Source organism: Winogradskyella sp. (genome assembly GCF_013042245.1).
Classification (GTDB): Bacteria; Bacteroidota; Bacteroidia; order Flavobacteriales; family Flavobacteriaceae; genus Winogradskyella.
Genome location: NZ_JABDQL010000148.1, coordinates 21,526 through 46,846, shown reverse-complemented (window position 1 = coordinate 46,846; position 25,321 = coordinate 21,526). Strand labels below are relative to the sequence as shown.

The window sequence follows — 25,321 nt, the reverse complement described above, 5'->3', positions numbered from 1 at the left end:
TTTGTTATTTATCTTTATTTTGAAGTTCGTAAAGTTTTGTGTATTTCAAAAAATTACGATGTCCTGTTTGGTAGCAAATAATAAAACCATTTAGCCCGTCTAAAAATCCAAGTCTAAAAAAATAAGCTTTAAAGAAAGCCCAAGACGGATTCCATAGTATTTTCCAAATAGAAGATTTTTTCCCTTGTTTATAATAGGCTTCCGCAGAAAGTGTAGAAAATTGCTCCATCTTTAGATTCATTTCTGAATAACTTTGATAGGTATGGTGTAGAATGTCTCCTTTCAGACGTCCTGTTTCAGATTGTTCTACGTCGTAAAAGGAAACGGATTCATGCACTATAAGTCCATCCCAAAAGGCTTTCCTTCTGTCAAAAACTCTCAATTTAGGTGTAGGGTACCAGTCAGAATATTTAATCCATTGACCGCAAAAATTGTTAAATCTATTGCAGTAATAGCCGTCGTATTTCCAATTAGATTTTAGTTCTATTATGGATTTTTGCAATTCAGAAGAAAGTGATTCGTCGCCATCTAAAGAGACAATATGGTCAAAAGAAGCTTGTTCTAAAGCAAAGTTCTTTTGTTTCACATAGCCCAAGAATTCTTGCTCAATTATAATAGCGTCATATTTTTCGCAAATGTGCTTTGTATTATCAGTGGATTTGGAATCAACCACAATTATTTCATCTACAACATCAACCAGAGATTGTAAGCAGCTTTCTATATAGCGCTCCTCGTTGTACGTAATAATGACCCCAGATAATTTTATCATTCTTTAAAATCTATGTTGTAAAAGTAGAACTTTTAAATCATATGACAAGCTGTACATTTATATCGAATAATCTGTACAGCGACCATATTAAGAAGGTAATTTTCCAAATATTGAATGAATTTTTAGACGTCTTAAAAAAGGAAGTTTTCTTTTCGAGGGCACTCCATTTTTTTTAATATAGTCTTTAGTAACGTTGACCATACGTTCGGCGGAAAGACCATCATCATATGGATGGTATTCCTTTTTTACCAGATCTCTTTTTTTGGCGTATGGGTCTTGATTAAGATTTTTTTCTACTAAAGATTTCAGTTGGCTATAATCTTCAGAGTCTTCCCAATTTATGTTTTTTGAGATATTTTTAAATGTAACAACGGGCTTGTTAAGGAGTAAAAATTCGTAAATAACAGAAGAAGTGTCACTTATTAAAATATCGGATATCAATAAGAATTTGATGATATTTTTTTCTTCTTGAAAAATGATATTAGAAACTTCATTGGAGAGTGCTTTGTATTTAATAATCCAATCCTCAGCCATTAGCGGATGAAACTTAATGAGTATGAGATAATCCGTATTTTCAGCTAGATGTTTAAATTCATCTAATAAAAAAGGTGCTGATGTAAGTTTTGGAGAAAATGTAGGTGCGTAAAGTAAGATTTTCTTGGCTTTATGTTTTTGTAGTAAGGTGGACTTACTAGCATTATATTTTTGATTATTTTTTCCGTAAATATCTAATTTTGACCAGCCAGTTTCGATAACATCAAAATTTTTATATTTCTGATTTAGCTTTTTAAAACCTCTAGTAAAGTATGGTCCTTGAGTGAGGTACAAGTCAAAATAATGTCTAATTCTAAAGTGTCCTTTTTTCTCACCTGCCAAACCGTGAAATATTTGCACTTTTAGTCCTCTTAAATAATAAGGGACTTCATTACCAGGGGCAAAAATCGCATCTGCTTTAAAAGCAACTAAATCTGAAATCTCACTTGTTGAGTTATCTGCATCATAAGGAAAATTAATAGATATCTTTTTGGTTACAAACCACAAGTAGTCGTAGTTATGCTCTTTTAAAACATCTCTTATTGGTTCTAAAATTCCAAATGCATAATTATTTTGACAAAATAGAATTGTTTTCATTTAAAGCATATTGTTTACACTTTCAAGGTCTTCTACAAAGTCAATTTCCATACAGTTGTATTTTGATATGTCAACCGCTTTTATTTTTAAATCGTCTTTTTCTATCCCAAGCTCTAAACCTCTTTCAAAATAGTCGTTATCATCGCATTCTTCAAGACGATTTATAAATTTCTCAATATCATTTGAAGAAATAAAATTAATACCAACTGCTTCTCCTAGTCCATTAACTACAGTTTTTGATAATTCGTTTATGTAATCATTTTTTAATGTGTATTTCACTTCTTCTTCTGCTACTTTACTGGTGTTTACGGCTACAAATGATTGGTTATCTTTTATATATGGTATCAAGATGTCGAGTATTTTTTCGTCAAAAACAACGTCACCATTAAACCAAAGTACAGATTTATCTTTATTCTTTTTAAGTGCTTTTAGAAGACTTTTAGACGTATTGGTTCTGTCGAAAAATGGATTGTAAACATAAGTTAGCTCAGGAAATCGCTCCATAATAAGGTCTTTCTTAAAACCTACAACCACATTAATGTCATCCACATCGAATCTTGATGAGATATTATCGGTTTGCATTTTCATTATGCTCTTACCATTTTTAAGTGGTGTTAGTGGTTTTGGAAATGGGTTTCCAAGTCTTGAGCCAATTCCTGCAGCTAGTATTATAATCTTCATAGTATGGTTTTAATCTAACCTTTTATTAATCCACGCTAGGATATAATCTTGTGTTTTTTGGTTGGCCAACTCAAGACTTTGAAAGGTCATAAATAGTTTTTTCTTATTAATCTTAAATAAGTATAATTTTAATTTGGTAAGCAGTAATTTCTTGTAGGACCTAAAGTAAGTCAAATTTGTTTGACTACTAAAATGAAAAGTTTTGTTTCGTATTTCTAAATGCTCTGATAGTGATGAAATAATAAACTGACTCTTATTTCTAAATCGGTATTTTACATTCTCCTTAAGTAACTTGTTAGTTACAAAAAATGACTCTAAAGTAGACTTCCTTATACAAACCGGAGTGTGGAAGCGTCTAAGGTAATTTTTGGTTCCAGCCAGCTTTGCGCTAGTTTGCTGAAAGTTCTTAAAACCCTTTTTATTTGATTTAATGTTTTTTCTAAAAAAAAATTTGAAACTATGATATAGATTTCTTAAATGTCTGTCCTCATCAAAACGACTCCACTTACCTCTTATTATTGGTTTACCGTCAATAAAAAAATCAGAAGGCTTAGTTTCTCTCATTAAAAATGTATCATCATTAAAAACAATAAAATGTTCTGTTAAATTGGGTATTCTAAAAAGCATACAACCTATAGAGCAAGAATTGAAAGTAGGTAAACATTCCTCATAGCCTCTAAAAATGGTTCTGTGGTCAACAAGAACCAATTCAATATTATTTCGTTTTGCTCTGTTTTTTAAATCATCAAATTTTTCAGGCTTTTGGTCATCTGTCACTAAATAAATATTTTTAACAAATGGGGCATATTTTATAATTGATTTTATAGCTACATCAATTTCGCCTATGGAATTATATCTTTTACTAGACTTTTTATTATCAAAGTTAATCTTTGTTTCGGCATAGTTATTAAGTTTCTCTTGCCAAATAGTATCATTCCCATTTACCCAGGTTATAACCGCATCGATTGAATTATTCATATGCTGCAATTTAATAATTTAAACCGCAACGTCATATTCTCTCAGAGCATCATTAAGTGATGTCTTTTTATCTGTACTTTCTTTACGTTTACCAATAATTAAAGCACATGGTACTTGAAATTCTCCAGCAGCAAATTTCTTAGTATAACTACCAGGAATAACTACCGAACGAGCAGGTACTCGTCCTTTCATCTCAACAGGTTGGTCACCTGTAACATCGATTATTTTTGTACTCATGGTAAGTACAACATTAGCACCAAGAACCGCTTCTTTTTCTACTCTTACACCTTCAACAACTATACATCTACTGCCAATGAAGGCACCGTCTTCAATAATAACAGGAGCGGCTTGCAAAGGTTCTAAAACACCACCAATACCAACACCACCAGATAAATGAACATTTTTACCTATCTGAGCACAACTACCAACGGTTGCCCACGTATCTACCATAGTACCTTCATCTACATAAGCGCCGATATTAACATAACTTGGCATCATTATAACACCTTTAGAAATATAAGCACCATGTCGCGCCACAGCATTTGGCACCACTCGTATTCCCTTAGCAGCATAATCTCTCTTTAATGGCATTTTATCATGGTATTCGAATATACCAGCTTCAAGAGTTTCCATTTTTTGTATTGGAAAATAAAGTACTACCGCTTTTTTTGCCCACTCGTTTACTTGCCAACCATCACTTGTAGGTTCTGCAACACGCAAAGTTCCTTTGTCAATGAGTGTAATAACACTTCTTATGGCATCTTGTGTTACTTCATTGTTGAGCAAAGAACGGTCATTCCAAGCATTTTCTATTACGGTCTGTAGTTGTTTCATAGTTTAGGAATTTTAGAGTGCCAAAGATAAGAGGCTAGTAAAACTCTATGAAACTATTTTGAAAAAATTGTGACTATTCAATAAAGTGTGAAATAATAAACAGGTTTTATAGTTATCTTTGCAGCAAATATGGGAAGACTTTTAGCTATAGATTACGGTACAAAACGAACAGGAATTGCAGTAACTGACAAGTTGCAGATAATTGCCTCCGGTTTAACCACGGTAAATACTTCTGAGCTTATTTTGTTTTTGAAAGATTATACTTCAAAAGAAGAGGTAGACAAAATTATTATTGGTCTTCCAAAACAAATGGATAATACAGATTCTGAAAGTGAAGTTTTTATTCAAAAGTTTTTAGTTAAGTTAGAAAAAACAATACCGCATATTGCAGTAGATCGTGTGGACGAGCGTTTTACATCCAAAATAGCATTTCAAGCAATGATAGATGGTGGTTTAAGTAAAAAGCAACGCAGAAACAAAGCTTTAGTAGATGAGATTAGTGCAACGCTCATATTACAGAGTTTCATGTCCTCACAGTAGAGCAGTTACAATTATCTTAAAACAACTATAAAAATATGCTAAGAATTGTATTTTTGCATCCGTAAAAAATAATAAGATGATTTTACCAATAGTAGCATATGGCGACCCGGTTTTAAAGAAAAAAGCTGTGGAAATCGATAAGGATTATCCAAAGTTAGATGAACTTATTACAAATATGTACGAAACCATGTATGGTGCTTATGGTGTTGGTTTAGCAGCGCCACAAATAGGTCTGGCTATACGTATGTTTTTGGTAGATACCTCTCCATTCGCTGAAGATGATGATTTTTCTGAAGAAGAAGCAGCACAACTAAAAAATTTCAAGAAGACATTCATAAATCCAGTAATTCTTGAAGAAGAAGGAGATGAGTGGGCTTTTAATGAGGGTTGTTTAAGTATACCAGATGTTAGAGAAGATGTATTTAGACAACCAAAAATAAAAATACAATACCAAGACGAAGATTTTAATACGCATGTTGAAGAATACGATGGCTTAATTGCACGTGTTATTCAGCATGAGTATGATCATATTGAAGGTGTTTTGTTTACAGATAAATTATCATCCTTCAAAAAACGAATACTTAAAGGAAAGTTACTAAACATTTCTAAGGGTAAAATTAGAGTAGATTACAGAATGCGTTTTCCTGCAATGAGTAGAAAACGCTAAAAATTATAATATGAGTTTAGATAAAATTTTATCAATTTCTGGAAAACCAGGACTGCATCAAATTGTGACACAAACCAGAACAGGTGCCGTAGTTGAATCTTTAATCGACAAAAAACGAATCACCGTAGGAGCGCATAGCAATATCAGTATTCTTAGTGAGATTGCCATCTACACGTTAACAGAAGAAGTGCCCTTACGCGAGGTTTTAAAAACAATTAAAGCCAAGCATGATGGTAAGCAAACTGATGTTAGCCATAAAGCAAGTAAAGACGAATTAGAAGAATTTTTCTTCGATATTTTGCCAGAGTATGATGAAGACCGCGTTTACACTTCTGATATAAAGAAGGTGATTCAGTGGTACAATATTCTTCAAAGAAATGATTTGCTGGGTACTCTTGAAGAAGATGAAACTGCTGACGTTTCTGAAGAGGAATAAACTTAGAAAGACATTTCTTTAATTTTAATAATGCATTGTGGTAATTTAGACCATAAAACACGTTCAGTTTATGTCTGATAGAAAAGCCCAATTAGAAGCCTTTGACCGTTTGCTAACCATAATGGATGAGCTTAGGGATCAATGTCCTTGGGATAAAAAGCAAACCATGGAGTCCCTTCGTCATTTAACAATAGAGGAAGTTTACGAACTCGGGGATGCTATTCTAGATAATAACTTAGATGAAGTTAAAAAAGAATTAGGAGATGTATTGTTGCACATCGTATTCTATTCTAAAATAGGTAGCGAAACTAAAGACTTTGATATTGCAGAGGTTTGCAACAGTATTTGCGATAAACTCGTAGACCGTCATCCACATATTTATGGAGATGTTGAGGTTAAAGATGAAGAAGATGTAAAACGCAATTGGGAACAACTAAAACTCAAAGAAGGTAAAGAGAGTGTTTTAGAAGGTGTACCCAAAAGTTTACCAGCTATGGTAAAGGCAAACCGTATACAAGATAAAGTAGCAGGTGTTGGTTTTGATTGGGAAAAACCAGAACAAGTTTTTGAAAAAGTAGAAGAGGAGATTGCTGAACTCAAAGCCGAAATTACCGCGGGAAATACAGACAGAATTGATAGCGAATTTGGTGATGTCTTATTCTCCATGGTTAATTATGCGAGGTTTTTAAAGGTTAATCCCGAAAACGCTCTAGAGCGAACAAACAAAAAGTTTATTAAACGTTTTCAGTATTTAGAAGGGAAATCCAAAGAACTACAAAAACCACTCAAAGACATGACATTATCTGAGATGGATGTTTTCTGGGAAGAAGCTAAAAAACTTTAAAACTGTTAAAGTTTTACAATCAAAAATCTAAAATAAAATTTAACACGTAACTATATTGAAAGCTACTCTAAGGTGGTTTTCTATTTGTAGAATCTTAATTATTATTTAGCGGTTGTAATTAAGGTTAATTTAGTTTAGTTAGGGCAAAACCCACTTGTGAAAACAAGTGGGTTTTGAGATTTATGTAATTATATATTGAAAAATAGCAAGAACTTTTGCAGAAAGGCAAGCGATGACTTAAGTGATTTATTAGGAATACATTTCACGGACGCGTTTCAACTTGCTTTTCCAAGTATCTAGAGATGTTTTGTGCTTGGCAATGTTTTTATGGACATCTTTTACGAGTGGGTTGTCTGCATTAACGTTAGAAAAAAACTGTAAATTGTTTTCTAGTTGGTTAATTTCAGATTTTACTTCATCAATTTTCTTACGTATAAAGTTTTGCTCGTTATCTAACTGTCTTGTATCATCACTGCCGCTTAGATTCTCTAAGCGTCCTTCAAAACGAAGCATTTCTAGCTTGGATTTATCCATTTTTAGTTTATCAAAAGCGGCATCAATAGCTTTGTAAAATTTACCATCAATGTACCGTTTGTTTTGAGGGACAAAACCAATAGTTTTAAAAGTCTTCATTTTGTCTTGTAGTTTTTTGATATCGGCTTTAGCATCATCAGAAAACTCAAAAGACTTTACAGTATCTAATAAAGCTTGCTTTTTATCAAAAGCATCATAAAGTTCTTGGTTTTCGGCTTTACGCTCTGCATGCATACTGTCAAAGTAGTGATTACATGCATTTTTGAACTGTTTCCAGATTTTATCAGAATCTTTACGTGGTACATGACCAATGGCTTTCCATTGATTTTGTATGTTTTTCATCAAAGGCGTTACGGTTTTAAAATCGTCACTGTCTTTGTTGTCTTCGGCAATTTTGATGAGTTCTAGTTTTTGCTGAAGATTGGCATATTGGTCTTTTTTTAGATTTTTGTAAAATTTGTTTTTATTACGGTTAAACTCTCTTACAGCATCTTTAAACTTTTTCCAAGTGGCTTCATTTTGTTTTAAAGGCACTTTTCCTGCATTAAAAAAGGCCTCTCTCAAGGCTTCTAATTCTTTAATGCGTTTTTGTAAAACACCATGAGAAACGTTTTCTTCGGTATTCAATGCTTTTATGTTTTCTATTATTTCTTCCTTGCGGACCAAATTTTTCTCGTAAGCTTTGTCTAAATCGGCATAATATTCTTGACGTTTATCATGTATAATTTTTGTAGCGTTGCTAAAACGCTCCCAAATTTCTTCGCGATGTTTTTTACCTACTGGGCCTAACTCTTCTTTCCACAGTTTGTGTAATACTTGTAACTCTCTAAACGAATAGTTGACGTTGTCTTCTTTAGCTAATTCCTCTGCACGCTGAATAATCTTGAGTTTTTGGTCATAATTATGCTTAAAGTCCATATCGCGCAAATCGCGATTAAGATGCAAGAAGTCATAAAAGCGCTCTACATGATGGTGGTATGTATTCCAAGCATTATTATACTTGTCTCGAGGGATAGGGCCAGCATTTCGCCATTTTTCTTGTAATTCTTTGAAGTGTTTATAGGTTTCACCCATGTTTTCTTCAACACCAACAAGATTTTTTATCTCTTCAATAATAGCTAGGCGATTCTCTAGGTTTTGTTTAAGTGATTGCTCTCTTTCCTTGTAATAGACATTAATGGCTTTTTTGTATTCTTTAGAAGCCGTATTAAAGCGTTTTTTGGTGTCGTTAGAGTAGTAAAAGTCAATAGGATTACCGCCATCGGCTTCAAATTCAGCCTTTTTTTCCTCTAAAAGTGCAGCGTATTTAGCTTTGAATTCTGCTTTAATCTCATTGACATGAGATGAGATAGTTTGTATTTTTTGATTTTTTAGAAGTTTCTCAAACTCTAAAACCAAATAATCCATAGACATTGCATGATAGTCTTTATCCTCGAGTTTGTGACGCTCGGCGTTAGATTCGTCTTCTGCATCTTCTGCATTAGAGTTTTCTATCTCTTCGACGTGTGCATCCTCTTGAGTTTTAACTTCCTCTACGTTTTCTTCAGGTACATCAGGAGTATGCTGTTGGCCTTTAGCTTTAGTAACTTTAGTTTCTGCTACCTTTTCTTCTTCAGTTACAGTAGGAGTTTCCTTAACTTTTACTTCGGTTTCAATTTCTTTTGGAGTCGCTTCAACTTTGATTTCTTCAACTTCTTTTTTTCCGTCTGCATTTTGCAGGTTATCTTTCTCAGACATATGTCGTTAATTTTAAATATAGGAGGTAAATATAATAAAAGCCTAAGAATTAAAAAGCTTTTGGGAGTAAACAAAGCTTAAATGATGGGTTCAACTATTCCATATTTCCCAAGATTTTTCTGCTTGTAATTCTAACATTTTTAAGCCATTAATTGTAGTTGCATTTTGAGATTTTCCTAATTGTAAGAATTTTGTTTCTTCAGGATTATAAATAAGGTCATAGAGGATATGATGTTCTGTAACTCCATCATACGGGATATTTGGGTATTTATAGACATTTGGAAACGTCCCAACAGGTGAGCAATTAATCAATATTTGATGTTCATTTATTATGGTTTCTGTTAATTCTGAATAAATAAATTTTACTGTATCTTTTTTTGTGCGAGACACAAAGTGAAAGTTTATTTTTAGTTGTTTGAGTGCATAAGCTATGGCCTTTGAAGCACCACCAGTTCCTAAGATTAAAGCCTTTTTATGGTGTTTTTTTAGATGTGGCTTTAGCGATTCTTTAAAACCAAAATAATCGGTATTATATCCAATACGCTTTCCTTTTTTTGAAATCTTTATAGTGTTAACAGCGCCTATTTTTTTAGCACGCTTATCTAGTTTATCTAAAAAAGGAATAACGTCTTCTTTGTATGGAATAGTAACATTAAGTCCTTTAATATTTTCAGAATCTTGAAAAATATTTTCAAACTCTGAAATATCCTGAAGTTCAAAATTTACATATGTGTGTGGTAAGTTTTTAGTCTTAAATTTTTCAGCAAAATATCCTCTCGAAAAAGAGTAATCGATTTCCTTACCAATTAAGCCGTATTTATTTGATTTTTTTTGTCCGTTGTCCATACCATTCAAGGGCTAAAACGATTAAAATTCCGAATACAATATACGCTATAGCTGTGTAGGTTTCCGTATTAAGTTCGGGTAAAAAACGTTGATAATTTTCTATTATTGGAGCGCCTGTTGAGTCTAAAACTGAGTCGCCATTAGTATCTAATTTGTAAATCGTTTTTTTCCAAGGCCAAACTACACCTAAAGAGCCAATAATAAAACCAATGATTGTTGCTAAGGTTATACTTTTGTAATGTTTTAAAATGTAATTTAAAACATGAGAAAACGTTACTAACCCTGTAACGGAACCCAATGTGAATACCGAGAGTACTTTTAGCATGCGTATTCGCGCTTGATCTTTTACAAATTCAAAATTACAAGTTATAATATCTGAAATTGTATTGTATAGAGCATTAACGGAATCGACCAAAAGTAAAACATAATTACCTAGAAGAATAAGAATAAAAGAACCCGAAAATCCAGGCAAAGTCATCCCAGAGACGCTAATTATTCCGCATAGAAACACAAAAAGGAGATTATCATTCTCTGTGGCAGGGTCTAGAAAACTAATGCTTATTCCAATAAGAGCACCTATCAATAGACTAATAACAGTTTTGGCGTTCCAATCACCAAAGTCTTTGTCGATATAATATATAGAGCCTAAAATCATACCAAAAAATGTACTCCATACATAAAGTTGGTAGTGCACAATGAGATAATCTAAAATTTTTGAAACGCTGAAATAACTGATTATCATTCCTAAAAAAAGAAGGAAGAGAAACTTACCATTAACGTATTTATAAAAACTTTTAAACCGTCCGTTAAAGAGTAATTTAAAGGCCGTTTTATTAACACGTTGTAAAGAGTAAATAAACTCTTCGTAAAACCCAGCAACAAATGCAACGACACCACCTGAAACACCAGGTACTTTGTTAGCAGCTCCCATAGCTAATCCTTTTATGACTAAAAATACACGGTCCTTAAACGAGCGGATACTTTCCATATTACGCATCTAAATTTTCTTTTCCTTTACCTAATCGTTCTAAGATCAGGATGACAAGAAAACCGATAGTCATAAATACTATTGCCAAGAATAATTGGTTTTCTCCGTTGTAATTATTTGGGAGTATACTTTTTTCTAGAAGAGGAACTTCAAGCCCTTCAGAATTTAATCTTCTAGTGAGTATTTTTTTCCATGGCCAAATCTTATTTAGAGAGCCAATCATAAACCCTGTAAGTATGGCTAAAGTGATGTTTTTTTTATGTTTAAACATCCAATTTAGGATTTTACTGAAGACTTTTATACCAATAACAGCACCAATAGCTAATAACACAAAATTGATTAAGGCGTCCTTAAATAATTCTATATTGCCTGTAAATATACCATCACGAAGATTGTTTACGGTATCAATAGCTGTCTGATATGCGCCTAATATAAGTAGAATAAAAGCCCCTGAAACGCCTGGTAAAATCATAGCGATGATTGCAATGAATCCACAAAAAACTAAATAGTAAGGGCTATCTGGTGATGCAAAAGGTTCTGCCAAAGTAATGTAATAGGATAGGATAGAGGTTAGTAAAATTGCTATAATAACTAAAGGTGACCATGATTTTATTTGTTTTGCGATATACAAAATACTAGCTAAAACTAAACCGAAAAAGAATGACCACAACAAAACTGGCTCATTATGTAACAACCATTTTATTAATTTGGCTAATGACAATATACTTATGGCAATACCTGAGAATAAAGCCAGTAAAAATGTACCGTTGATAGATTTCCATGCGCTTTTAAAATCTGAAGTTTTCCAGACTTTAAAAAATCCAAGATTTACATTATCTATACTCTCTATAAGTTCTTCGTAAATACCAGAAATAAAGGCAATTGTGCCACCTGAAACACCAGGGACAACATCGGCTGCACCCATGGCTATACCCTTTAAAGTAATAATTAAATAGCTGAAAAAGCTGCGTTGCATAATTGTAATTAATGTGAAACGCTAAGGTATGGATTTTTAACCTTAAGATTTTTTAGAAGACAAAATAATCTCCTTTACAACAGGTCTATTTTTCAAATTTGGAAACAATTCATCTATAATAAAATCATGCTCATTATTAATGCGAAGTGCATTTTTAAGATGATAACGGCCTTTATCTGTTTGCATGAGTTTAAAATATAAACCACCAAGTCTGTACTCTATTTCTTCAGATTCTGGATAAAACTCAGTTGCCTGAAGTAAATTATAAACTGCAGCATCGTATTCGCCAAGTTTTATTAGGATATCTGCTCTGTAAATCCAAGTGTCTAGTTCATAGTTGCCTAGTTCTAGTGTTCGTTTAAAACCTTCAGCAGCTTCTTCTAAAAAGTTTAAGCGCAGGTTTATTTTTGCAAACATTTTCCAATACAAAACATTATCACCGTCAATATTTACGGCTCTCTTTATATAATATAATGCTTTTTGGTAGTTTCTTTTTTTATTGAAAAATTTTGTGATAGCAATCCATCCTTTATCTAAAAGTGGATCTTCTTCAACGGTGCGGTTAAAAAATTGTACTGCTAAATCGTCTTCTCCAAGTTTTTCGTAACAATACCCGATTCTTAATAAAGCAAAGGAGGTCGGGTCTTCAAGTGCTAGTGTGATTTTGTAGTTTTCAATTGCTTCAGTGTACTTTTGCTGTTTTTCTAAAACCTTACCTTTTTCAAGATAGGCTCCAACAAATGTGTCGTCAGAAATTATAGCAAAATCAAAAGCACTATTTGCACGTATGTAATCTTTTATAGAAAAATACTGTCTTCCTAATTGGTGCCAAGCCACTTCACAATAAGGATTGGTGTCTAAATAGGCATTTAAAAAATCTATAGCTTCTTCATTTTTATCTAAAAAGTCAAAACAATAAATAACATTATGTAACGCTGAATAATCTGTGAGGTCTATTTCTAAACACTTCTGAAAGTATAATAATGCATTTTCAAACTGTTCTAAAAAGAGATATTCCATACCTAGAAGGCCATAAAGGTCACTTTCATCTTCAGGTGTATTCGACAAATCAAGCGCCATCAAAAGTGCGTTAATGGCTTCTTGATGGAAGTCTTGCTTTGATAATACGTTAGCTTTTTGAATAAAAATTTCTTCGTTATTAGGTTCTAGAAAGTGAAGCTCTTCTAAAATGGTATTGGCCTCATCAAACTTATTTTCTATAACAAGAATTTCAATTTTAAATAAACGAAGATTTATGGATGTTGGGTGCTGTTGAAGTCCTAATTTTATGGCTTTTTTAGCGAGAGAAATTTTACCATTTTCGAGATAATGATGAATAATGTTTTCGAATTCGTTTGAATCAAAAAACAAAACATCATTTGTTTTTAGCATGGACTCAAACTTTGTGAGGGACATGTTATTATAATTTTCATTTTGACTATACTCCATAGGCAGATGTAATATTCAATAAAATAAATTTAGTGTTATAGTTTAAAGTTTGAGTTTTAAAAATGTAATGTTTTTAACAAAGTAGTTAACAGTTAAATTCTTCGCAATAGTTATACCACTAATAATAAATACTGCAGATTTAAGGGATTAAAGTGAATTGAGGATGTCTAAGATTATATTAGATCCTTTAAGTATCTCCTCATTTGAAATTGTTAAAGGCGGTGTAATTCGAATAGCTTTTGGTTCAAACAACAACCAAAATAATATTAAGCCTTGGTCTTTTGCTTTTAGGATAACTTGATTAGTAACCTCTGCAGACTCTGTAATAACAGCCAGCATCAACCCTCGCCCTCTGATTTCTTTGATTTTTGGATGTTGAAGAGTTTTACGTATTAATTTTTCTTTTTCTAAAGTTTCAGCAATAAGTTGAGATTCTGTAATTTCTTTTAAAGTTGCGTGTGCAGCTGCTGCTATCACGGGATGTCCGCCAAATGTTGTGATATGTCCTAGTTTTGGATTATCGCTCAAGGTGGTCATCATCGCATTAGATGCTGTAAATGCACCAATAGGCATGCCACCGCCAAGACCTTTTCCAGTGACTAAAATATCTGGTATACAATCATAATTTTCAAAACCAAACAGTTTGCCAGTACGACCAAATCCAGGTTGAATTTCATCCAAAATCAATAAGGTACCAACAGCATTACAGCGTTCCCTTACCTTTTTTAGATAGCCGTTTACAGGTTCAATGAAGCCCGCACCACCTTGAATTGTCTCTAAAATAACAGCCGCCGTTTTTTCTGTGATTTGGTTTAAGCAAAAATCACAATTAAAGGTAATATGTCTAATATTGGGTAATAATGGTAAAAAGGGGCGTTTGCGTTCTTGATAATCCATTAAACTTAATGCGCCCATCGTATTACCGTGATATGCATTTTTGGCAGCAATAATTTCAGTTCTGCCAGTATAATGTCGTGCTAATTTAAGACTGCCTTCAATGGCTTCAGTACCTGAATTAACAAGATATGTAGTATTTAAAGATATTGGTAATTGGTCTGCTATAAGTTTAGCTAAGGCTACTGCAGGTTCCTGGATATATTCTCCATATACCATAACATGTAGGTACTTATTAAGTTGGGTTTTTATAGCCGAAACAACTTTAGGATGACGGTGTCCTAAGGGTGTTGCCGAAACGCCAGCGACAAAATCTAAATGCGCGTTATCTTCTTTGTCGTAAATGTAACTTCCTTCTGCATGGCTAACTTCCATGGCTAGTGGATGAGGTGTTGTTTGTGCTTGGTATTTAAAAAAATCGTCTTGCATTATTTGCCTGATTTTTTCTCCTTTTTAGGCTCTGCTTTTTCATTATTTGGAATATTTCGAGCAGCTCTATTTTCTGATTTCGCATTCTTTGGTTTAGCAGTTTCAACGCGCTCTAAAACAGCTTCATCAAAAAAATCTTCTGGCGGAATGTAATCGTCTAAACCTTTGATGGCTGGAAGTTTTCTTGACTTATCGTCTTTGAATAAATCTTCCACACTATTTGGACGTTCTTCGCCTCGCCAGTCAAAACCACGTAATTTATTGGCATTATTGGGGAATAATGATTCTGGACTCAAATCTCCGTCAATCTTATTGATGAGTCTAATTTCTTCAATATCATTATTAGCAATCTTAATAGTAATACTTCCCGATTTAGATTTGTTAATACCTATAAGTTCGCCCAAATCATTTCTTGAATAGTAAATGACTTCTGCATTTTTTATAATATCTACATTATACAACTCATTATCTCTAAACAAACCAATAAGTTCTTTTCCCTTTGTTTGGTTGTAGCCATCTTCACTAATGGTGTCTTTGCTAACTAAAAAAGCGTTATAAAAAACCTTTAGAGAGTCTAGTTTTTCTGTCTTAACATCGGAGATAAGATGAATAGTATCTCCAGACATCTGGTTGTCCAAATTCCAAAGTACAGGTTTACGTTTAATTGCGAATGGGTCTTTAGAATCGTAGCGCGCTAAGTTTATCATCTGTGTTAAACCAGATTTGTGGTCTACATGAATTGAATCGGCCTTACCAGCCAAATCGCTTTTGTAGATTTTGGCATTGTAAAAAGCTCTTGTTATACGATGTTCTTCTGGACCAGTCACCATTAATGTATCACTATGCATATAGATTGAATCTTGTTCTTGAACAGAAATCGCTAATGCGCGACCGGTAATAAAAAGAGAGTCTTTTGCTTTCCATACTTCGGCATAATCACCTTTTACGATACTATTATTTATGGTATCGGTAACTTTTATGTTATTTGTAGCCGAAGCAAAATTCAACGTGCGGTCAAAGTACATACTATCGCCTTTGACTTCACGATTGTCGTAATTGATTTTTGCGTTACGTTGAAAATGACCGAAATCTTCTTGTGTGTCATAAAAACCACGCTCACAATAAATATCATTATCCTCTCCTGTAATGGTGGAAGGACCAAAAATATAAGCATGTCCAGAATCATTAAAGAAGTCTAAACGCTTAGTTTTTAAGGTGTATTCAGGATTGACTAAAACTACACTATCTATAAACTGATATTTTTTGGTTTGCATGTAATAACGACCAATGTTACTGGTTATGGTTCCTGAAGAATCTCTGACTACTTTTCCTTTGGTATCGTAATAGGCCTGTTGCTTTTTTCTGTCAAAATGAAGTTTGTTTGTAGTAAGCGTAGATTCAGGTTCTTTGAGAATAACATTACCTCTAGCAAAAGCGAGTTCTGTTTTTCCACTATACTCTGTGTAATTAGCAGTCATAGTTATAGTATCGCCTTGTACCATGCGTACGTTGCTAAAAGCTTCGATAAAATCTTGTTCTTTGTATAAAATGGCTTTGTCACAATACAAATTGATACCGTTATGTACAAAATGTACCTGCTGTTGGTTGTCTCTAAGAAATGTGGTTACTGAACCATCAACTTCATTTACTAACGTCTTTGCACGACCCGTATAAATTATTTTTAGTTTCTCTTTGCTTTGGGACAAGCTTACAAAAGCGGAGTTACAGAGAAAAACTACAAATATTAATTTTAGATGAAACTTCAATACATAGAATTTGCTACAAATGTAACGACATAAAATGAATTAGATTGAAAAAAATAATACTTCGATATTTCGAAGCATTATTTTAATTTTTTATCTAGAGTAGATTAAAGGTCAAAAAGTAACATTAATTACCTTGGCAAAGTAGAACCCATGATACCAATTTACTTGTTTCTGGCTCAAATACTAATGTGCCAAGAGGGTTTTCTGGGTTATCTTTTTTATAATAAACAAATACATTATCACTTCTTGTATACATTTTTTCTCCACTTATAGTTTTCTTGTTTGATTTACTTTCATCAAAAGGCTCATAAATTTTATGATTTTTGTAATAACGTATAGGTTTTGCTTCAAGATTGTTAATACCAATTGTATTTATTTTATTTCTAAATGAATAAAATAGCGAATCAAATTGGACTAAACGTCTTTCTCTTCTTTCTACGTTTTTGTCATTTAATACATAATTGAAAAAGATATATCTATCGAATAAAGTATCTTTTGATATCTCTGATTTTCTTTTCCATTAACATAATAAGCAAGTTTTTTTAAATTTTTATATTGTGATTTTTCATTTTCAGTCCATGTGTCAAAATTATTAGACTGACTATAATTAAGACTTGAATCTAGCTTGTAAATTACTTAGAGATAAAAAAATACAACTAAAGCAAGATAGATTGTATTGTTAGTGATAAATTTTTTTGTGTAGAGGCAACAATACTAAAAATGATTCCATGTAGAACACCGGAAATTATTAGGATGTTGAAAATGTTAAGATTTAGGACTTCCATCAAATAGTTTTAGAGGAAGAAATATAATACCAATTGCGTAAAATTTTCAAATAATTACTAAAAAAGCATTTGTTTACTTTCTAATAATCGTCTGCTTTCTATCAGGACCAACAGACACAACTGTAATAGGTATGTTTAATTCTTTTTCCAAAAATTCTACATAACCATTTAGTGCATCTGGTAATTGTGAAGCTTCAGTCATTCCTGTTAAATCTGCTTCCCAGCCTTTTAATTCAGTATAAATAGGTGTAACATTTTCTTCTTCAATGTTGTATGGTAAATGTGTGATTTCGTCGCCTTTATAGTTGTATGCCGTACACACCTTCAAACTTTTAAAACCAGAAAGTACATCGCCTTTCATCATGATGAGTTCTGTAACGCCATTAACTTGGCAAGCATAGCGTAAGGCTACCAAATCTAACCAACCACAACGTCTTGGGCGTCCCGTAGTTGCGCCAAATTCGTGACCAACACGTGCCATGGTAGCACCGTCTTCATTAAATAATTCTGTTGGGAAAGGTCCTGAACCTACACGCGTTGTGTAAGCTTTAAAAATACCGTAAACTTTTCCAATACTATTTGGTGCTACACCCAAACCTGTGCAAGCGCCAGCAGCTGTAGTATTAGAAGAGGTTACAAAAGGGTATGTTCCAAAATCAATATCTAGTAATGAGCCTTGCGCACCTTCTGCTAATATGGTCTTTTTAGATGCTTGTGCTTGATGTACATATTCTTCAGAATCAATAAACTTTAATGATTTTAAAGTATCTACAGCACTGAAAAATTCAGCTTCTAATTCTTTTAAATTATATTGGATGTCTACGTTGTAGAAATCAATCATGGCTTCATGCTTATTGGCTAAAGCTCTGTATTTGTCTTTCCAACCTGTCAATTCTACATCACCGACGCGGATACCATTTCTACCGGTTTTATCCATATAGGTTGGACCAATTCCTTTTAAGGTAGAACCAATTTTTGCTTTTCCTTTTGCAGTTTCACTTGCGGCATCTAGTAATCGATGTGTTGGTAAAATGATATGGGCTTTTCTAGATATGAGCAGGGATTTTTTATAGTCTACATTTTGCTCGTCTAATTTATCTAGTTCTTTTTTAAAAATTACTGGATCAATCACCACACCGTTGCCTACTAAATTCACAGTATCGTCATGAAAAATTCCTGAAGGAATGGTGTGTAAAACATGCTTTCTGCCATTAAAAACTAAAGTGTGACCTGCATTTGGGCCACCTTGAAAACGTGCAATAATATCGTATTTGGAGGTGAGTACATCGACAATTTTTCCTTTGCCTTCATCACCCCATTGTAGTCCTAGTAGTAAATCTACTGCCATTGTAAAAAGTTAGTTAGTGTTGTTTTTTCGGTTGCCATAAAAGTAAAGTGAATGGTTATTGATTTCGATATCAAAAACTTCTTCTATGGTTTTTTTGATTGATTGAATACGTGGGTCACAGAATTCTATAACCTCACCAGTATCGGTTAAAATAACATGGTCGTGTTGCTTATCGAAATATGATTTTTCATAGTGTGCTTGGTTTTGTCCAAATTGATGCTTTCGGACAAGCGCGCAGTCTAGTAATAATTCAATGGTATTGTAAAGTGTAGCACGGCTTACACGATAGTTTTTGTTTTTCATTTTGATGTATAAAGATTCAATATCAAAATGTTCTTCACTGTCGTAGATTTCCTGAAGAATAGCATAACGCTCAGGTGTTTTTCTATGACCTTTGTCTTCTAGAAATTGTGTAAAAACACGTTTTACAATCTCTTGGTTACTTTCTTCAGTTTTTGCCTTCATAATCAAGTTGTAAATTTAAACAAAATTGTACCATTCAGATACTAAAGTTAAACTAAAAAATAAAAGAAATCAACAAGTTTTCAAGGACAGCAAAAATGCTTGGTTTTTTCAGTTTAGGCTCTAGTAACCTTATCAATACCATTAATTTTCTTTAGATTATCCATCAGTTTTTTTAGCATGGCTTTATTTTTTACAACAACTGTTATTTTTCCTGTAAAAATTCCATCATCACTAGAGAAATTAAGGCTTTTCATATTTACATGCATGTTTGCAGAAATCACTTTAGTGACATCGTTTACCAAACCCAAATCATCCAAACCAGATAATAAAATCTGTGAAGTATATTCTTGCTGTGAGGAGTCAATCCATTTGGCTTGCATTATCCTGTAGGCATAATTCGACTGTAGGCTCAAGGCATTTGGACAGTTTTTTTTATGAACTTTTATGCCATCATTAATGGTTAAAAATCCGAATACCTTATCTCCAGGAATGGGATTACAACATTGAGCTAATGTGTAATCTAATTTTTCTTCCTCTTTACCAAAAACAAGCATATCGTACTTAGAAGTAATTTCTTCTTTATTGATATTCTTAGGCGTTTCTGGCTTACGTGATATTTTGTTTTTGATGTAATTAACAAAAGCATTACTTCTGGATGCCGCGTAGGCTTTAAGCATTGTATTATCTATTGTACCTAGACCGACTCGGTAAAATAAGTCTAAGGAAGTGCTTAGCTTAAAATAATTAACAAGCTCATTAACAGATTTTTCATTGAGAGCTATTTTAAGTTGTTTAAGTTTTCTGCGTAAAATTTCTTTTCCTTCTTCAGCCACTTCTTTTTTATCGGCATTGAGAAAGGATTTAATTTTACTACGTGCTCTTGCAGTTGTAGAATAGTCTAACCAGTTGCTATTTGGTTTAGCATTTTCTGAAGTTAATATCTCGATACGATCACCACTTTTAAGCTCATGACTTAATGGTACCAATTTTCCATTGACTTTAGCGCCGCGTGTTTTCATACCCACTTCTGTATGAATGCTGAAAGCAAAATCTAATGGTGTTGCTCCTTTTGGAAGGGATTTTAAATCTCCTTTCGGCGAGAAGACAAATATTTCTTTAGAGTATAAGTTGAGTTTAAATTGCTCTACAAAATCTACAGCATCTGCGTCATTATTTTGAAGTGTTTCTTGAAGTCTATTTATCCAGATATCTAGACTATCATCCTTTTCATTTGCATTTTTATATTTGTAATGTGCAGCATAACCTTTTTCTGCAATTTCATTCATTCGCTCACTACGGATTTGCACTTCGACCCAGCGGCTTTTTGGCCCAACAACAGTAATGTGTAAGGCTTCGTAACCTGTAGATTTTGGTGAAGAAATCCAATCACGAAGACGAATAGGGTTTGGCGTAAAGTGGTCTGTTACAATAGAGTATATTTTCCACGCCAAGAACTTTTCGTTCGGGATGTCTGACTTATAGACTATTCTTACAGCAAATTTATCATACACTTCATCAAAGGAAACGTCTTGCTTTTGCATTTTTCGGCGGATACTGAAAATAGATTTTGGTCGCCCTTTAATTTCGTACTCAAGTCCTTCTTTGTCTAACGAATCTTTAATGACCTTCGAGAAATCTTCGATATAAGCATCTTGCTCTTCTTTACTATCTTCAATTTTGTTAGATATAGAATTAAAAACTTCGGGCTGTGTGTATTTTAAACCTAAATCTTCAAGCTCAGTTTTAATATTATATAAACCGATTCTGTGAGCAAGTGGTGCATAAATGTATAACGTTTCTGAAGCAATCTTTACTTGTTTATCGCTTCGCATTGAGTCCATGGTTTGCATATTATGCAAACGGTCAGCAATTTTAATGATAATAACACGGACATCTTCATTAAGTGTTAATAGCATTTTTCTGAAATTCTCCGCTTGTAAAGAGACATCCATATCCTTCTTTAAGGACGAAATTTTTGTGAGTCCATCTACAATGCGGGCTACGGTTTCACCAAAAAGACGTTCCATATCTGCTATAGTGTAGTTAGGATTATCTTCAACTACATCATGAAGTAAAGCCGCAGCGATACTGGTTGCATCCATACCAATTTCTTGAGCGACGATTTTGGCTACTGCAATCGGATGAAAAATATAGGCTTCGCCAGATTTACGACGTTGGTCTTTGTGCGCATCAACAGCCACCTCAAAAGCATGGCGAATCAGTTTTTTGTCGTCACGGCTTAAGGCTTGATAGCTTACTTTTAAAAGCTCTTTATAGGCTTTTGCAATAGCTGCATTTTCTTGTTCGATAGCTTCCTCAGTCATAGAACTAAAGTAATAAGACCAATCGTAATAAGCAATTGTTTTGTGCTGAGAATTTTACTTTAAGATAATAGAATCAATTAAGAGTTTAAAACATTCCTCTTTTTTGTTTCCAATAAGAAAAGCAATTTCTTCCATTTGTACACCGTTGTAATTTGGTTGGTTAAGCTCATAGCCTCGGAAAGACGGTTTCATTTTTCCAAATGGAATCAAAATTGTTTCCCACTCTCCTGATGTTTTAAAGGTATATATATAAGAATAACGTTGACGGTTTGAAGCTTTAACTCTAAATTGATAGGACTTGCCATCGCCTTTAATTCTGAGTTGAAACGATTGGTGTGCGGAAGAATTAATGGTGTCAAAATTATATCTAACGGATGAAAAACCACCGTTGTTTTCCAAGGAAACTTCGCCAAAAAACTGACCATGGCCGTCTTCATCTAATTTAAAACTACCATCAGAGCGTCCACCCATAACAACATCGTCCACAATGCGCCAACTACGAGTATTACTTTCTGAATTAAAATCGAATAAGGTCATTTGTGGAAGGATTATTGAAATTAAAAGTTGAAATATGAGATATTTCATGAGTTAATACCTAAGGTTTTTACAAAGATATTAAGCATTTCGGTTAGTAATTAATGGTTTAAGGAAATTTTAGTACTTATATTAGCGTAAAACTAAAGTCTTGATTACCTCTTTGCCAATGGCCTCATTTAGCATTGCAATAATTTTTTCTTTGCCATAGCTCAATTCCTCACGCAGTACGCTAGAGCTTAACTGTACGTAAAGTGTTTTGTGCTTTAATTCGATGGCGATGGTGTAATTATTGACACCATTTCCCATAAGTTTAGTCCAAGCTTCTCGCACATTTACTTTGTCTAAACCACTTTGAAGCTTGTTGCTTGAGACAAATTCTTTAAGAATATCTTCGATAGATTGATTGTCGTTATTACGTCTTGCCATCTTTTATTCTAAATCTATTTTCATAGGTTTATACCTTTTGTAAATATAAACTGTTTCTCTGCCATTAACTACTTTTAAGGTGCTTTCGCTAGCACTTAAAACAGTTTCTTTCCAACTGGTATATGGTGTTTTGTAATAGAGGTTAAGGCTATCGTTTTCAATTTTTACTGTAATGCCTTCTGCATCTTTTGAAGTAACATATTTGGAATTAAATCCAGGTTTCAATTTTTTTCTAAACCCTTTTAGGCTATCATCAATGCTTATGTAGTCAATATTTTCATTGTATTTATAATCTTTTTTATCCCCGTTAGGGAAGATAACTTGTTTGATTTCCCAATACCCATTGACATGCTTAATAAATTCTTCTGGATTTTTAGAACAGGATATTAAAAGTGTTAAAACAAAAATAAGGACTATGCGTTTCATGTATTAAAGCTTAATGATTTTATAGGATTGGTGAATTTGTTTTACCACATGCTCTGTACGTTCTGCATGTGTGTCGCTGATAAAAATTTGTCCAAAATGGTCATTGTCAACCATGCTAATGATTTGTGACACACGATTTTCATCTAATTTATCAAAAATATCGTCTAAAAGTAAAATAGGAGGTACGCCACTTTGCTGTTTTATAAAATCGAATTGTGCCAACTTTAAAGCAATAAGAAAAGATTTCTGTTGTCCTTGGCTACCAAATTTTTTAATTGGGTAGTCTTCAATTTTAAACTGTAAATCGTCTTTGTGTACACCAACGCTAGTGTATTGGATAGCGCGGTCTTTGGCGAGATATGTTTGTAGCAAATCTATTAAATCTCCATCAAACAAATCACTTTTGTAGGTTAAGTTAACGGTTTCATTACTGTTGCTGATGCTAGCATAACGTTCTTTGAAAATAGGTATAAACGTTTTTAGGAATGCTTGTCTTTTTTCAAAAACAGGCTGTCCAAAAGTTTTGAGTTGCTCGTTATAGACCTCTAAAGTGTCTGCATTAAATGTATTGTTAGCTACAAAGTATTTTAATAAGGCGTTGCGTTGCGATAGAACTTTGTTGTAGCTAATAACATCTTTTAAATAAGCTTTATCACTTTGAGAGATAACACTATCAATAAATTTACGTCTTACATCACTGCCTTCGCTAATCAAGTCACGATCTGCAGGAGAGATAATAACAAGAGGAATAAAACCAATGTGCTCACTGAATTTCTCGTAAGCTTTTCCATTTCGTTTTATAACTTTTTTCTGTCCCTTTTTTAGTGAAACAATTAATTTTTCATCACGCTCATTCTTTTCAAATTGACCATCTACAACAAAGAATTCTTCACCATGTTTTATATTCTGTGTGGCAACAGGATTAAAGTAACTCTTCCCAAATGCAAGGTGATAAATGGCATCAAGTGCATTTGTTTTGCCAATGCCATTTGCGCCGACAAAACAATTGATTTTAGTGTCAAACTCGAAAGTTGAACTTTCAAAATTCTTATAATTTACCAATGAGAGTCTATTAAGAATCATAGAATGTGTTGTAATCGTAGTGTTTAAAAGCTTTTTCTTTAGATTTACTAGGGTTGCAAATTATTGAAAAATAACAAATAAATAGGCTTTTAATTACCAATAAAAATTTTATTTTTGCCCTCGCACAAATAAGAAATTATGGCAACGTATAAGAAAAGAGGATATAAACCTAAAACCAGTAAGGAAAAGGTTGAGGCAATTGAAGAAGAATCAACAACAGCTGAGGTTTTTAATACCTTAGATGAGTCGGCTTCGAGAGCAGAGCAGTGGGTTATAAAAAATCAAAACTATATCTATGGTATTGTTGGTGTCGTTGCACTATTGCTTTTAGCATATATGGGTTATAATAAGTTCATTGCCGAGCCAAAGGCAGAAGATGCTATGAACGAAATGACACAGGCACAAAGCTATTTTGACGAGGCGCTTGACGCTACAACTGCAAAAGATTCTCTCTTTAATTTATCACTTCAAGGTGGTGAAGGAAAGTTTGGAATGTTAGATATAATTAGTGAGTATAGTGGTACACCGGCCGGAAATTTGGCGAGCTACTATGCAGGTATGGCTTATCTTAATATGAATAAATACCAAGAGGCTATTAGGCACTTGAGTGATTTTTCAAGCAAAGATTTAATGCTATCACCTATTGCTAAAGGTGGTATTGGTGATGCATTTGTACAACTTAATCAATTAGAAGACGGTTTAGATTATTACCAAAAAGCAATTGCAGATAATACTAACGATTATACAACACCTTTGTACTTAAAAAAAGCTGCAATTGTAGCCATGAATTTAGATCAAAATCAAAAAGCATTAGATTATTTAAACCGAATCAAATCAGAATTCTCTACTTCTGATGAAGCTAAGGATATTGACAAACTCATCGGAAAAGCACAAGCAAGCTTATAGATTATGGCTACCGAAAATAAAAATTTATCGAACTACGATAAAACAACAATCCCAAACGCGAAAGATTTTCGGTTTGGGATTGTTGTTTCAGAATGGAATGATAATATAACAGAGGGTCTTTATAACGGTGCTATCGAAGCACTAAAGGATTGCGGAGCTGTTGACAAAAATATAAAGCGTTGGAATGTTCCTGGAAGCTATGAGCTTATCTATGGTTGTAAAAAAATGCAAAATCAAAATGTAGATGTGGTTATAGCTATTGGTTCTGTAATTCAAGGGGAGACTAAGCATTTCGATTTTGTATGTGACGGAGTTACCCAAGGTATTAAGGACTTAAACGTGCTTAGTGATATTCCCGTTATTTTTTGTGTACTTACCGATAATAATATGCAACAATCCATTGACCGCTCTGGCGGAAAACACGGTAACAAAGGTACTGAAGCTGCTATAGCAGCTATTAAAATGGTACAACTGCGCAAGGATGCTAATGGAATAGGAGGTCGTTTGGGCTATTAATCCATT

General features: G+C 33.3%; 26 protein-coding genes. 6 read left to right on the top strand and 20 right to left on the bottom strand.

The window, feature by feature from the left end:
* Positions 1–4: 4 nt before the first annotated feature.
* The 5 genes from HKP48_RS11740 to HKP48_RS11720 all read right to left on the bottom strand — a co-directional run bounded on the left by HKP48_RS11740 (position 5) and on the right by HKP48_RS11720 (position 4,393).
* Complete coding sequence (locus HKP48_RS11740) at positions 5–769, bottom strand: glycosyltransferase family 2 protein (protein ID WP_296346075.1); 765 nt, start codon at positions 767–769, stop codon at positions 5–7.
* A gap of 87 nt (positions 770–856) precedes the next feature.
* Positions 857–1,900 (bottom strand): CDP-glycerol glycerophosphotransferase family protein, encoded by a 1,044-nt coding sequence (locus HKP48_RS11735; protein ID WP_296346073.1) that lies wholly within the window; start codon positions 1,898–1,900, stop codon positions 857–859.
* Positions 1,901–2,581, bottom strand: coding sequence for a phosphocholine cytidylyltransferase family protein (locus tag HKP48_RS11730; protein WP_296346070.1), 681 nt, complete (start codon positions 2,579–2,581; stop codon positions 1,901–1,903). It lies immediately after the preceding gene.
* Positions 2,582–2,590: 9 nt separating this feature from the next.
* Positions 2,591–3,559 (bottom strand): Stealth CR1 domain-containing protein, encoded by a 969-nt coding sequence (locus tag HKP48_RS11725; protein ID WP_296346068.1) that lies wholly within the window; start codon positions 3,557–3,559, stop codon positions 2,591–2,593.
* Positions 3,560–3,577: 18 nt separating this feature from the next.
* Positions 3,578–4,393: a 2,3,4,5-tetrahydropyridine-2,6-dicarboxylate N-succinyltransferase gene (locus HKP48_RS11720; protein ID WP_296346066.1), complete on the bottom strand. Its 816-nt coding sequence runs from the start codon at positions 4,391–4,393 to the stop codon at positions 3,578–3,580.
* Positions 4,394–4,522: 129 nt separating this feature from the next.
* Between HKP48_RS11720 and ruvX the strand changes: the two genes are divergently transcribed.
* The 4 genes from ruvX to mazG all read left to right on the top strand — a co-directional run bounded on the left by ruvX (position 4,523) and on the right by mazG (position 6,880).
* Positions 4,523–4,933, top strand: a complete 411-nt coding sequence (gene ruvX / locus HKP48_RS11715) for a Holliday junction resolvase RuvX (RefSeq protein ID WP_296346065.1) — start codon at positions 4,523–4,525, stop codon at positions 4,931–4,933.
* A 76-nt stretch (positions 4,934–5,009) separates the two neighbouring features.
* A complete protein-coding gene (gene def / locus HKP48_RS11710; RefSeq protein ID WP_296346063.1) occupies positions 5,010–5,600 on the top strand; it encodes a peptide deformylase in 591 nt (196 codons plus the stop codon).
* A gap of 10 nt (positions 5,601–5,610) precedes the next feature.
* Positions 5,611–6,036, top strand: a complete 426-nt coding sequence (locus tag HKP48_RS11705) for a DUF5606 domain-containing protein (RefSeq protein ID WP_296346061.1) — start codon at positions 5,611–5,613, stop codon at positions 6,034–6,036.
* A 70-nt stretch (positions 6,037–6,106) separates the two neighbouring features.
* A complete protein-coding gene (mazG, locus tag HKP48_RS11700; protein WP_296346059.1) occupies positions 6,107–6,880 on the top strand; it encodes a nucleoside triphosphate pyrophosphohydrolase in 774 nt (257 codons plus the stop codon).
* Positions 6,881–7,129: 249 nt separating this feature from the next.
* Here mazG and HKP48_RS11695 read toward each other — a convergent pair whose 3' ends face one another.
* The 15 genes from HKP48_RS11695 to HKP48_RS11625 form a co-directional block, all read right to left on the bottom strand.
* Complete coding sequence (locus HKP48_RS11695; protein WP_296346057.1) at positions 7,130–9,151, bottom strand: DUF349 domain-containing protein; 2,022 nt, start codon at positions 9,149–9,151, stop codon at positions 7,130–7,132.
* 90 nt (positions 9,152–9,241) lie between these two features.
* On the bottom strand, positions 9,242–9,997 hold the full coding sequence (locus HKP48_RS11690) for a shikimate dehydrogenase (protein WP_296346055.1): 756 nt from the start codon (positions 9,995–9,997) through the stop codon (positions 9,242–9,244).
* Positions 9,969–10,985 (bottom strand): DUF368 domain-containing protein, encoded by a 1,017-nt coding sequence (locus tag HKP48_RS11685; RefSeq protein WP_296346053.1) that lies wholly within the window; start codon positions 10,983–10,985, stop codon positions 9,969–9,971. The genes HKP48_RS11690 and HKP48_RS11685 overlap by 29 nt, the downstream gene beginning before the upstream one ends.
* Before the next feature lies 1 nt (position 10,986).
* Positions 10,987–11,961 carry a DUF368 domain-containing protein gene (locus HKP48_RS11680; RefSeq protein WP_296346050.1) on the bottom strand — a complete coding sequence of 325 codons (975 nt, stop codon included), beginning with the start codon at positions 11,959–11,961 and terminating at the stop codon, positions 10,987–10,989.
* 42 nt (positions 11,962–12,003) lie between these two features.
* A complete protein-coding gene (locus HKP48_RS11675; protein WP_296346048.1) occupies positions 12,004–13,410 on the bottom strand; it encodes a tetratricopeptide repeat protein in 1,407 nt (468 codons plus the stop codon).
* Between the two features lie 147 nt (positions 13,411–13,557).
* On the bottom strand, positions 13,558–14,733 hold the full coding sequence (locus HKP48_RS11670) for an aspartate aminotransferase family protein (protein WP_296346047.1): 1,176 nt from the start codon (positions 14,731–14,733) through the stop codon (positions 13,558–13,560).
* A complete protein-coding gene (locus tag HKP48_RS11665) occupies positions 14,733–16,439 on the bottom strand; it encodes an OstA-like protein (RefSeq protein ID WP_296346045.1) in 1,707 nt (568 codons plus the stop codon). The genes HKP48_RS11670 and HKP48_RS11665 overlap by 1 nt, the downstream gene beginning before the upstream one ends.
* A gap of 184 nt (positions 16,440–16,623) precedes the next feature.
* The gene (locus tag HKP48_RS11660) at positions 16,624–16,755 is read right to left on the bottom strand and encodes a hypothetical protein (RefSeq protein ID WP_296346044.1); all 132 of its coding nucleotides are present in this window, start codon (positions 16,753–16,755) and stop codon (positions 16,624–16,626) included.
* A 602-nt stretch (positions 16,756–17,357) separates the two neighbouring features.
* The gene (locus HKP48_RS11655; protein ID WP_296346041.1) at positions 17,358–18,632 is read right to left on the bottom strand and encodes an adenylosuccinate synthase; all 1,275 of its coding nucleotides are present in this window, start codon (positions 18,630–18,632) and stop codon (positions 17,358–17,360) included.
* Between the two features lie 9 nt (positions 18,633–18,641).
* Entirely contained in the window at positions 18,642–19,097 is a 456-nt protein-coding gene (locus HKP48_RS11650) for a transcriptional repressor (protein WP_296346039.1), read from the bottom strand.
* Positions 19,098–19,210: 113 nt separating this feature from the next.
* Positions 19,211–21,421 (bottom strand): RelA/SpoT family protein, encoded by a 2,211-nt coding sequence (locus HKP48_RS11645; protein WP_296346037.1) that lies wholly within the window; start codon positions 21,419–21,421, stop codon positions 19,211–19,213.
* Between the two features lie 54 nt (positions 21,422–21,475).
* Entirely contained in the window at positions 21,476–22,006 is a 531-nt protein-coding gene (locus tag HKP48_RS11640) for a CIA30 family protein (RefSeq protein WP_296346035.1), read from the bottom strand.
* An 81-nt stretch (positions 22,007–22,087) separates the two neighbouring features.
* A complete protein-coding gene (locus tag HKP48_RS11635) occupies positions 22,088–22,384 on the bottom strand; it encodes a DUF721 domain-containing protein (RefSeq protein WP_296346033.1) in 297 nt (98 codons plus the stop codon).
* 3 nt (positions 22,385–22,387) lie between these two features.
* Positions 22,388–22,810 carry a lipocalin family protein gene (locus tag HKP48_RS11630; RefSeq protein WP_296346031.1) on the bottom strand — a complete coding sequence of 141 codons (423 nt, stop codon included), beginning with the start codon at positions 22,808–22,810 and terminating at the stop codon, positions 22,388–22,390.
* Positions 22,811–22,813: 3 nt separating this feature from the next.
* Entirely contained in the window at positions 22,814–23,893 is a 1,080-nt protein-coding gene (locus tag HKP48_RS11625) for a DNA replication/repair protein RecF (protein ID WP_296346028.1), read from the bottom strand.
* Positions 23,894–24,031: 138 nt separating this feature from the next.
* Between HKP48_RS11625 and HKP48_RS11620 the strand changes: the two genes are divergently transcribed.
* Together HKP48_RS11620 and ribH are read left to right on the top strand one after the other, a co-directional pair.
* Positions 24,032–24,799, top strand: coding sequence for a tetratricopeptide repeat protein (locus HKP48_RS11620; RefSeq protein WP_296346027.1), 768 nt, complete (start codon positions 24,032–24,034; stop codon positions 24,797–24,799).
* Positions 24,800–24,802: 3 nt separating this feature from the next.
* Complete coding sequence (gene ribH / locus HKP48_RS11615; RefSeq protein ID WP_296346026.1) at positions 24,803–25,315, top strand: 6,7-dimethyl-8-ribityllumazine synthase; 513 nt, start codon at positions 24,803–24,805, stop codon at positions 25,313–25,315.
* Positions 25,316–25,321 lie beyond the last annotated feature (6 nt).

What these genes read in the sequence shown, in the direction of transcription:
- HKP48_RS11740 (WP_296346075.1), bottom strand. Translation starts at nt 769, where the DNA reads ATGATAAAATTATCTGGGGTCATTATTACGTACAACGAGGAGCGCTAT.
- HKP48_RS11735 (WP_296346073.1), bottom strand. Translation starts at nt 1,900, where the DNA reads ATGAAAACAATTCTATTTTGTCAAAATAATTATGCATTTGGAATTTTA.
- HKP48_RS11730 (WP_296346070.1), bottom strand. Translation starts at nt 2,581, where the DNA reads ATGAAGATTATAATACTAGCTGCAGGAATTGGCTCAAGACTTGGAAAC.
- HKP48_RS11725 (WP_296346068.1), bottom strand. Translation starts at nt 3,559, where the DNA reads ATGAATAATTCAATCGATGCGGTTATAACCTGGGTAAATGGGAATGAT.
- HKP48_RS11720 (WP_296346066.1), bottom strand. Translation starts at nt 4,393, where the DNA reads ATGAAACAACTACAGACCGTAATAGAAAATGCTTGGAATGACCGTTCT.
- ruvX (WP_296346065.1), top strand. Translation starts at nt 4,523, where the DNA reads ATGGGAAGACTTTTAGCTATAGATTACGGTACAAAACGAACAGGAATT.
- def (WP_296346063.1), top strand. Translation starts at nt 5,010, where the DNA reads ATGATTTTACCAATAGTAGCATATGGCGACCCGGTTTTAAAGAAAAAA.
- HKP48_RS11705 (WP_296346061.1), top strand. Translation starts at nt 5,611, where the DNA reads ATGAGTTTAGATAAAATTTTATCAATTTCTGGAAAACCAGGACTGCAT.
- mazG (WP_296346059.1), top strand. Translation starts at nt 6,107, where the DNA reads ATGTCTGATAGAAAAGCCCAATTAGAAGCCTTTGACCGTTTGCTAACC.
- HKP48_RS11695 (WP_296346057.1), bottom strand. Translation starts at nt 9,151, where the DNA reads ATGTCTGAGAAAGATAACCTGCAAAATGCAGACGGAAAAAAAGAAGTT.
- HKP48_RS11690 (WP_296346055.1), bottom strand. Translation starts at nt 9,997, where the DNA reads ATGGACAACGGACAAAAAAAATCAAATAAATACGGCTTAATTGGTAAG.
- HKP48_RS11685 (WP_296346053.1), bottom strand. Translation starts at nt 10,985, where the DNA reads ATGGAAAGTATCCGCTCGTTTAAGGACCGTGTATTTTTAGTCATAAAA.
- HKP48_RS11680 (WP_296346050.1), bottom strand. Translation starts at nt 11,961, where the DNA reads ATGCAACGCAGCTTTTTCAGCTATTTAATTATTACTTTAAAGGGTATA.
- HKP48_RS11675 (WP_296346048.1), bottom strand. Translation starts at nt 13,410, where the DNA reads ATGGAGTATAGTCAAAATGAAAATTATAATAACATGTCCCTCACAAAG.
- HKP48_RS11670 (WP_296346047.1), bottom strand. Translation starts at nt 14,733, where the DNA reads ATGCAAGACGATTTTTTTAAATACCAAGCACAAACAACACCTCATCCA.
- HKP48_RS11660 (WP_296346044.1), bottom strand. Translation starts at nt 16,755, where the DNA reads ATGTATACAAGAAGTGATAATGTATTTGTTTATTATAAAAAAGATAAC.
- HKP48_RS11655 (WP_296346041.1), bottom strand. Translation starts at nt 18,632, where the DNA reads ATGGCAGTAGATTTACTACTAGGACTACAATGGGGTGATGAAGGCAAA.
- HKP48_RS11650 (WP_296346039.1), bottom strand. Translation starts at nt 19,097, where the DNA reads ATGAAGGCAAAAACTGAAGAAAGTAACCAAGAGATTGTAAAACGTGTT.
- HKP48_RS11645 (WP_296346037.1), bottom strand. Translation starts at nt 21,421, where the DNA reads ATGACTGAGGAAGCTATCGAACAAGAAAATGCAGCTATTGCAAAAGCC.
- HKP48_RS11640 (WP_296346035.1), bottom strand. Translation starts at nt 22,006, where the DNA reads ATGAAATATCTCATATTTCAACTTTTAATTTCAATAATCCTTCCACAA.
- HKP48_RS11635 (WP_296346033.1), bottom strand. Translation starts at nt 22,384, where the DNA reads ATGGCAAGACGTAATAACGACAATCAATCTATCGAAGATATTCTTAAA.
- HKP48_RS11630 (WP_296346031.1), bottom strand. Translation starts at nt 22,810, where the DNA reads ATGAAACGCATAGTCCTTATTTTTGTTTTAACACTTTTAATATCCTGT.
- HKP48_RS11625 (WP_296346028.1), bottom strand. Translation starts at nt 23,893, where the DNA reads ATGATTCTTAATAGACTCTCATTGGTAAATTATAAGAATTTTGAAAGT.
- HKP48_RS11620 (WP_296346027.1), top strand. Translation starts at nt 24,032, where the DNA reads ATGGCAACGTATAAGAAAAGAGGATATAAACCTAAAACCAGTAAGGAA.
- ribH (WP_296346026.1), top strand. Translation starts at nt 24,803, where the DNA reads ATGGCTACCGAAAATAAAAATTTATCGAACTACGATAAAACAACAATC.